The organism is Nostoc sp. (assembly GCF_036917455.1).
In the GTDB taxonomy this organism is placed as follows: Bacteria; Cyanobacteriota; Cyanobacteriia; order Cyanobacteriales; family Nostocaceae; genus Nostoc.
Genome location: NZ_JBALDK010000091.1, coordinates 1 through 9,329, shown reverse-complemented (window position 1 = coordinate 9,329; position 9,329 = coordinate 1). Strand labels below are relative to the sequence as shown.

Genomic DNA, 9,329 nt, shown 5'->3' with positions numbered 1-9,329 from the left:
CAAACATTTGACAACCCAACTGCCCAAACACCTGGATACCCAGAAAATCAGCTATCTGAACAGCTAAAAACCCAGTTACCTGAAAATTCAACCACCCAACAACCTCAACAGCCAGTAACCCGGTCATCTAAACAGTTAAAGGATAAAGATAAATTAGCCAAGCGTGAGAATCCCGACTATACCCAAACCACTTTTCGCATTCCTAAAAAATTGAGCAGGCAGATCAACCGAGTGCTGATGGACTTGGCAGACGAGGGGGAATATGTGGATAGGAGCGATTTGTTAGAAGAATTAGCCAATGCATTTATCCGACTAGCTGATGAAGTTGGTGTAGTAAAGGCGTTAGAGCAAGTCAAAAATCTGGGTATCCAGATGGATGAGTAGCCTGCCGGAGGCGATGTCTACGACGGCCTACGCCGAAGTACCCGTGTCTGACATCACTGGATGGGGTCAAATGAGCATCCGTGCAGAAACTTACGCTAAGGCTGTAACCCTTGCTGTGTAAACATCCTGTCCATCAATATTTTTGGCAATTCTTAAAGTACCAATTAACCTATAGATTAATTAGTACAGCAATTTAATACGGTACAACAAGGCTTTGAAGCTTCTAAATTTCAGAGACTTCAATTGGTACAGTTTGATTCCTAGCGATCGCAGATTGAAAGTGGCTCATCAAGTCCTTAGCGTAAGTTTCTGCATGGATGCTCATTTCACCCCTGGATGCAGAGAATTGGCTTCTAGATCGCCCATCCGCAGTCGTCTAAGGCGATGGCGGCGGTGTCCCCGGAGATCCAGATCCTTGTGTATCAGGATTTGCGCCGCCGCCACCTGTTCTAGCCGATCCAAAGTTACTTTCATCAAACCACTCTGCTTTGAGTAATGACCACCAAGCAGCTGTGAGTCCGGCTAAAACGTAGTCATAGGGAAGCCATCCATAACCGTTCATTCCCCATTCAGTACCCCAAGAGTTTCTGATTAAAAATGCACCTCTTGAATAGTACTTGCGATCAGCATATCGAATAAATTTGTAATCATCATATCCAACTACAACCGCAGTATGTCCACCAACAACTTTATCCTTATTGGGATCTGGATATGGAATGTGACCATCTTTAGAATTAGTCTCTTCGTATGCAGAGGTATAAAGCGTTAACCCAAAAATACAAGGAAAGCCCGCAGCTAAAACTGCTTTAACCTGAAACAAAAGACTCTCTGTAGTAATGCCAGCATAATCTAAAAGAAAGTATTTGAGTGTTTTGTAATTTTGAGCATAGGCATAACAATAAGGAGGCGGTTCTTCATCTACTTTATCTTCTTCATAAGGCCAAGATTCTTCAGGGGGAACACCAAATAGTGCAAGTACTTTTACCGTTTCTCGGATAGATGCTCCAACATCTCCTTTCACATCCATTTTCTGGCGTGCAGCTTTATACAGAAATAGAGGAGAAGCATCTGTTGATTTCCCAAAATTTCTATTTTCAAAATACTCTAATAGTGCGCTCGTAGCAAATGCAGTACAAGAATTCAGTGAGCCTTGATCTCTCACCGGAGAACACCAAAAGCTCAAATCTACTACAGCAGGAAGAACAAAATATAGCTTTTTATTTGAGTTATTTTTTGGATTGTAACTGTTGCTAATTATTATGGGAATATGTAAATCTAGACTTGGAAATAACTCTTTTGGATTTTTTGGTTTATTATTTTCTAGAGAAGAAGGATTATTATCATAATTAAATATTAGTTCAATTTCAAACACTTCTTGCTTATCAAAAATATTAGTCCCAAGCTCTTTACCTTTACTAATTGCCTCTTTAATCTCATTTTCAGCATCTGATGTATACTTTTCAAATCTATTTAAGTATTTTTTAACCAAGAAATATACAAAGATAGCAGTTTTATCTTTTTCCTCTTCTTGTTCTATAAAAGAGCAAATTTCTAGTTTAAGAAGAGATATAACTTGAAAAATTGCACTTCTTACTAATTCTTGTTCAGAATATCCCGGCTCTGTATTTGAATTATTAGAGTTACTGTTCTGATTGGCAATATTTTCAAACTTCTCAAAGCCTTGCTTTATCATTTCTTCCCAACTCTGATTATTCCATTGGGATAAAGGAGAAAGAATTCGCGTTATAACTGAAAATATTGGTTCAGTTACAGATGAGTTCTGCAAGAATGTTACAATCTCAATATTAAAACTAGTGTTATCTCTACTACAAATTTTATTAATCAAATCTTCTATTTGATTAAAATATTCAGCAGTTATTATATCTCTTTCTTTAACATTAAATATTTTCGTAAATCTTTTCTCAAATAAATCATTTTTAACTTGAATATGATTTAGAAACTCATATTCAAAAATCTTTCTGTTAAGACCAATATTATTTTCTTTATCAGGGTTATTATAATATTCTTTGTATTCCTTTATTATCTGGTCGATGATTTTAATTTTAAAAATATCTAATATTATTTCAAACTCCGACCTTGATATTAAGGAAGTAACCGCAAAAAATTTAATTTTTGATAAACCTTTTGTAAGAGTACTCCCTTGAGCTTCTACATAATTTTTAAGTTGTAACAATTTTTCCTTATCAGAAAAGTATTCATTGAAAGTCGTGTAAGTTTCAAGTCCTACTATTCCATCAGCCAAAATATTAGAACGACGCTGGAAATCCTTTACAAGTGATTTAGTGGTTGAATCGTACTTTTGCTCTCTCATCCAATTTACCAATTCTCCTGGATCATCAAAATCTTTAAAATCTACAGAATCTCTCTCACTTAGTGACAAATATCCTCTCCTTAATAAAATAGCAAGATACTTCTTTAATTCTACTATCTCATTTGAAAGGATACTTTCATATTTAATTGGATTACAGGGATATTTATGATTTATTTTGTCTGTGTCTGGATTTTCAGACATTTCTCTTAAGAATTTATGAACTTTTACTTTGGCAAATAAAACGTTACCAAATATTTGGTTTTTAAATTGTTTGATTTTATCTTGTTCTAAACCGTTTTGGACAATTAAATCGGAAATAAAATTAATTAAATCTTCTACAACTTTTTCAAAATCACGAGTTCTTTCTTCTATTTTAAACCTGAGTTTATTCTTGATCCCTTCCTCATTCTCTAAGTTATAATCGCGGAAGTCTGGGTAGTCTGGTATCCAACCCAATCCTTTTTTCTTCCAATCCTTTTTTTGTTGTTGATTACTGCTATTTTCCATGATTTCCTTTTAATATTTCTTGGTGATTGTCAAATTATTTAAGGTGGTCAAGGCAAAGAATCATCTACCTTTTAATTTCGTCACAAATATCCTTTGGGGCATTGCGATTATTCTTGAAATAGTCGCTTAACCAGTTGCATCCACGCGCCATAAATGTATCCAAGCTTAAGTTTTCTATATTCCATAGCATTGTAGTAGTATCTGAACTGGCAGTAGCAAGCATTTTGCTATCAGGACTAAATTTGAGTGAGTTAGCAATATCATTATGACCCAAAAATGTCATAATTAATACACCTTTATTAGACCATATTTTTACTGTTTTATCATCACTGGCAGTAGCAATCATTCGGCCATCAGGACTAAAATCCAAGCCCCAAATTGCGGCAGTATGTCCTTTCAAATAATTTAAGTAAACACCATCCAAATTCCACAACTTCACAGTGTTATCTTCACTAGCAGTAGCAATAACTTGACCATTAGGACTAAAACGAATGTTGTAGATTGAGGCGTTGTGAGCCTTCCAACTACGCAAGGGATTTCCATTACTGTTCCAGAGTTGTACTGTTCCAGTATCCCGACTGGCTGCGGCGATTATCTTGCCATTCGGGCTAAAACTGACACTAGAAGTTTTTGTAAGATTGCCTTTTAGAGTGTTTAAAAGTTCTCCTTTGCGACTCCAAAGTTTAACAGTGCCCTCAAGATTGGCAGAGGCAATCGTATTATTATTTAGACTCAAAGCGACACTAGTGATGGATCTAGTATGCTCTGTAAAAGGTGGTTTAAGTTCTTGTCCTTGTAAATTCCATCGCCTTACAGTTCTGTCATTACCACCACTCACAATCAACTTGCCATCTGGGCTGAAATTGACACTAGCAATGGCTAGAGTATGGCCCTTAAGCGTATTAAGTTGTTTTCCTTGTAAGTTCCACAATTTCACCGTCTTGTCACCGCTGGCAGTTGCAATCATGTCGCCTTTGGGGCTAATATCAACACTATAGATTGCTGCACTATGTCCATTCAAAGTAGTCAGCCAGTCATTTACTCGCCAAAATTTCACTGTTTTGTCATAACTGCTAGATGCAAGGATATTGCCCTGGCGGTTAAAACTTAAACTAGTGACTGCACCTTGATGCCCATTTAAAGTTTCTAGCAGTTTATAATCTCCACTACGCCACAGTTTCACAGTTTTATCCTCACTGGCAGTAGCAATGGTTTGACCATCGGGGCTGAAAATAACATCTCTAACTTTATCAGTATGTATTAAAGGTGATGTAGCTTGCTTACTTTTTTTAACATCCCAAAGAATAACTGTTTTATCGTTGCTGGCAGAGGCAAGAGTTTGACCATCAGGGCTAAAATTTACACTCAACACAGCATTTTTATGCCCCTTCAAGGTATTAATCAAATTACCCTGAGCATCCCAGAGTTTTACTGTCTTGTCGTCACTAGCTGTAGCAATCTTCCCATCACGACTAAAAGTAACTTTGTTGACTGCTTCAGTATGACCCTCTAAAGTCTTAAGCAGACGACCATCTAATGACCAAAGCTTAACTGTCTTGTCTGCACTTGCCGTAGCAATTGTCTGTCCATTGGGGCTAAAACTCACGCTCCAAACATCATCTTTGTGCCCTTTTAGATTTGCAAGAAGCTTACCTTGCCGATTCCAAAGTTTTGCGGTTCTATCTCGACTGGCAGTAGCAATTATCTGACCATTAGGGCTGAAGCTTACATCTGTAACTGATTTAGTATGCTGCTTCAAAGTTAATATTTCTTTGCCATCTGAGTTCCAAAGTTTAGCAGTAGTGTCGTAGCTGGCAGTAGCAATTGTTTTACCATCAGGACTAAACCTAGCCTGCATAACAAAGCCTTGATGTCCTTCTAAGCGATCGCTTTCTCTGACACCATAAACTGCACTACCAAGTACTTCCATAACTTGAGTTTGCAGTTCATGGTCGTTTTTATACCAAATAGATTGCTTTAGTTGTCTTCCTGCTCTGAGACCATCTATTAATGTATCAAATGAATGTCGATTGGCAACGAAGTTTGCTTTTGAGGATGTTGTTAATGCTTGGATTTGACCTTTGTCTGCTTCTTTCCACTGATATCCAGCAAAAATAGCGAATCCAGCAAAGACTAGAGATGTAATATAAGTTACCATTATCTGAAGCTTCCTGCGTTCTTTTTCTTGCTTAAGCAGGCAATCACGCCACTCAACGCTGGCATCAATAAATTGATTTTCCTCTAGTCTTAAGCCACCAACATTTTTAAAAGCATTTTTTGCTCTCAACTCTACAATCTGAGCTAATCGAGAGCCTTTCAAGAGTTCATCCTGAGCTTGAGACTCATCCTCTGAGCGAATTTTTTGCCACCGTCTTGTCTCACCAGTTAACCAATTTTTGAATATAATGGCTTCTTTCTCTTCCTCAATCCAGCGTTTTAAGCTATCCCAAGAAGAGAGTAAAATTTCATGGGCAATTTCTATAGTTGCAGATTTTTTTTGAGTGTTTATATTAGTAATCAGCAACTTTTCTGGACTTAAATAATCAGAACTACTAACCAGCAGTTTTTCATCAATGAACCTGTTGAGAGTCTTTTCTAAAATTTGCTTTGTGGCTATCTGTTCGTCTGATTCACTGACAAATTCATCTCGATAAGCCCTTCTGCTAACTGTTTTACTGCCAGAATCAGAGTCAACAATATTTACCAGCTTCACAAATATTTGTTTAGCGGCTTCCTGTTCATCTTGATTGAGATTTTGATATATCTCGTTGATATGTTTTTGCAGCGCCCCTCTTACGCCTTCCAAAGCTGCATAACTTTTCTTGTTTAAGGTGCGGTCTTCGATATTAGGACGATCATCAGCATCGAGAGTTTGGCATTCACTTTCCCAAAGCAAATCTAGAGTGTATTGCAATAAGGGAAGATAACCTTTTTGTCCCTTGACTTCTTCAATAATTTGTTTAACCAACCCTTCTTCAAACACGACCCCATGCCTAGCTGCTGGCTGCTCGATCGCCTGTAGCAATTCATCCGGGTACATTTCAGTCACCAAATGAATATTATTTTGATTGGTAATAACACCTAAATCGGGATAGTAACTAAATTGTTCTAGAAAGTCAGACCGCATTGCTAGTAGAATCTTGACAGAACTATTCCCACACTTGGCAACCTGGACAAGACCTTCAATAAAGTTTTTGCGCTTGTCTGGATCGTCACAAATGGTGAACAATTCCTCAAATTGATCGACAAAAATTAGCCACCGTTCCTCCTCCTTCTTTAAGGTGCTGATCGCTTGAGTTAGCGTATCTGCTTTTGCTACTAGGGCAATCTCGGCTTCTGCTTTACTGAAGCTATAGTCCTTTTCCTCACTGAGTAAACACCGATACAGGGAATCAAAGGGATCTTGATTGGGCGTAAAGATGAAGTCATAAAATGTTTGAGATTCCAGAGATTTCTTCAACTCAGGAATTAACCCCGCACGTACAACAGAAGACTTACCACTTCCAGAAGCTCCTAAAACTAAACTCAGGCTGCTTCGATTCGCTGCCTCAAATAATCTAGTAATAAGCTTATCTCTACCAAAAAAGCGATCTCTGTCTTTGAAGTTAAACCTTTTGAGTCCCTGATAAGGTGAATTTTTATTCAGTTTTCGCTGCGTGACCACCTCAAGCGAAGACTGGATGATCTGAGTCTCGATAATGTTCTGAACTGGCGCGAAAGTCAAGTCACGACCAACGTTAGTATCCTTAACAAGGTTATCTTGTTCTTGAGATTGGCGGTCTGGAATTGACTGGCTCATGGTAGTAGCATCCCTCATGCTTTAGCAACCAGAGAGGCAACTTTGGCGATTAGTTCAGCTAAAGCCAGCACCCCCTCTAATCCTTGTTTAAGTGGGTCAATGGTCTGTTTTACCAGTAGCTTAACCAGGTTCCGGCTTTCTTAACTCTTCTTGCCTTCTTGAACTGGTGCAAAGTTAAAATTTCCACTGACAGTATTTCCACTCGCCGTGTTGGTTTGAGTTTGATTGATTATCTCCTGTCCACCAGGCTGTTCTTTGATCTTGTCGAGTAAATCTTGAGCTAACTTAACAACATCAGGAGCATCATTGGCCTTAGCGGTTTCCACTTCTTCTTGCACTGTAGCTTTGCGAGCTTCAGAGTCTGGCTTCTTTTCTAATTGCTCAACTGCGTCAACAAGGTCACTTTTATCGCCAAATTTTTTCTTTAAAGCAGCCTTGAGAGCGTTGTAACTGTCTGTAATTACATCCTTGACCAATCCAGTCCCAACAGCAGTCACAATAGCAGTAGTAATAGGGTCCATAGTTCATCCTTAAACATTAAAAGTAGTAAAAAGCAAGTCTTAATTAAACGTAGGTTCGCCCATTTTTAAAACTAGAAGAGAAATAAAAGTCCTGTAAACCTTACGTAGCTTAATCTAAATAGAATTATTATAGGCACTTATGTAGGTAAAAGGTGAGGGAAAGTGTAAAGCGACCCCTTAATACATCCAGAGCATACTACCTTCTTCTGCTTATTTAACTCATCAGCGTAGGAAGCAAGATTTATGCAGCTATGTCCTTAGAATCTTTTAAGCCAATACCGCGCAAAAGTGTTGCACGGCATTACCTACCAAAAACGCTTGTGGTCGGCTATCTACAGTTTTAAGATCACAAGCGTTTCTTAATTTTTGATTGATGTCCCAATTCCACAAATTTAGTCATTCGTGTAATCGATGCCTCAAAGTCTTCTAGATTCATTGATGTCTACAGCTTACGCCTAACACTACCTCAGATGGTAGTGAGCCACGCTCATTTGATTGTTACCTCGCTTTCGCCACTACCGCCATAAAAATACCCCCAGAATATGGGGGCGATTGATGTGGTTGATGTGCCTAAAAGCACACAATCGAATAATTCGAGTTCGCTATAAGGATTTCTGTATATATGCCGATCTTACAATGAGCTATCGGTGGATGTCTTCGGTGATCACATGAACTTCAAAATTGCTTCACAACAACTTTTCAATAACTGTGCTTTTACACCGTTAACCATTACTTACTCCCCGCAGGCGATAGCTTTTTCAAATTCTCAATCCGACAGCACCCCCGCTTCCATAGCTGTCTTTGGTTTTTATCTACAGGATGGTAATAAGCCCAAATACTTCCATCTGATGCTGAATATAAGGAGATAATAAAAACCTTTTGTGTACCAAAGTTACCTGTACTTACCTCAATTTTTTCTTTGACAGTAAAGGTCTGTCCTGAACTATTAGTTGCTGTTGATAATTTTTCATAGGCTGCTTTTTTTGCTAATTGCGGTTGCTCTGTTTCTATCTCTGATTGCTCATGTTCACCAGAGGTATTTTCAATCAAAGCTGTTGATGATGATGAATTAACTGGTGCTGTCTCTACAGTTTGGGGTACATCCAACTGTTCATTCTCTGCTTCTCTTGTTTGAGGCACAGCGTCAGAAATCAGGACAGGACTACTGTTTGATTCTGAAACTTCAATGCTTTTACGCTGGTTATTATTTACTTCTAATTCCGGCTCAACTGGCTGATTTTCTGTTGGTACACTAGTTGATGCTGATTCAGATTGTGCAGAGTTATTATCGTCAGTGGCAGTAGATTTTTGCTTGACAATACGCAAAATAGCTGGCTTGGTTGGCGTGGCTTCTTCTTTTGATGGTGAACTATTCGTTTTAGGGGATTTACGTTTAGGCATAATAAATTTTTGGCAGCAATGCACTCTGAAACGTTGATTAAATCAGTAATTAAGAAGGGAATGATTACAGTTTTCTGTCGGTTTAGCTTTCAGTTAACTCAGTAGTATATCCAGCCGTGTTGGTTGATATATCTGAAGTTGATGATTGCTCACGAGCAGGGAATTTAATGCACTCCCCTGATTGAATTACTAAGCTAGTCCCGACACGTCGCACATTAAAATTCCAGAATTTATGAATCGAATTTGATGGTAAAAATCCGATTAGTCTTAATTGGAAATCTTTGGGTAGCTCCATCCGTGAGAGGTTAGAATAAAGCGCCTTTTGTCAATCAGCTAAAATACTCAAAACAGTCTTAACAAGAATGATAATCGTGTATGGGGAGAG

Annotated in this window: 6 protein-coding genes; 2 read left to right on the top strand and 4 right to left on the bottom strand. The window is 38.2% G+C overall.

All coding sequences use genetic code 11. From position 1 onward, the window contains the following. Together V7K42_RS09845 and V7K42_RS09840 are read left to right on the top strand one after the other, a co-directional pair. The coding region (locus V7K42_RS09845; RefSeq protein ID WP_334915701.1) for a hypothetical protein at positions 1-384 on the top strand (384 nt) is incomplete at its 5' end. Further along, a complete protein-coding gene (locus tag V7K42_RS09840; protein ID WP_334915699.1) occupies positions 377-505 on the top strand; it encodes a hypothetical protein in 129 nt (42 codons plus the stop codon). The genes V7K42_RS09845 and V7K42_RS09840, both read left to right, overlap by 8 nt. A 255-nt stretch (positions 506-760) precedes the next feature. Here the strand turns inward: V7K42_RS09840 and V7K42_RS09835 are convergent, their stop codons facing one another. The 4 genes from V7K42_RS09835 to V7K42_RS09820 all read right to left on the bottom strand — a co-directional run bounded on the left by V7K42_RS09835 (position 761) and on the right by V7K42_RS09820 (position 8,944). Beyond that, positions 761-3,223, bottom strand: a complete 2,463-nt coding sequence (locus V7K42_RS09835) for a C1 family peptidase (RefSeq protein WP_334915697.1) — start codon at positions 3,221-3,223, stop codon at positions 761-763. Between the two features lie 64 nt (positions 3,224-3,287). After that, complete coding sequence (locus V7K42_RS09830; RefSeq protein ID WP_334915695.1) at positions 3,288-7,022, bottom strand: nSTAND1 domain-containing NTPase; 3,735 nt, start codon at positions 7,020-7,022, stop codon at positions 3,288-3,290. A gap of 140 nt (positions 7,023-7,162) precedes the next feature. Next, entirely contained in the window at positions 7,163-7,543 is a 381-nt protein-coding gene (locus V7K42_RS09825) for a hypothetical protein (protein ID WP_334915693.1), read from the bottom strand. 729 nt (positions 7,544-8,272) lie between these two features. Further along, complete coding sequence (locus V7K42_RS09820; RefSeq protein ID WP_334915691.1) at positions 8,273-8,944, bottom strand: hypothetical protein; 672 nt, start codon at positions 8,942-8,944, stop codon at positions 8,273-8,275. Positions 8,945-9,329 lie beyond the last annotated feature (385 nt).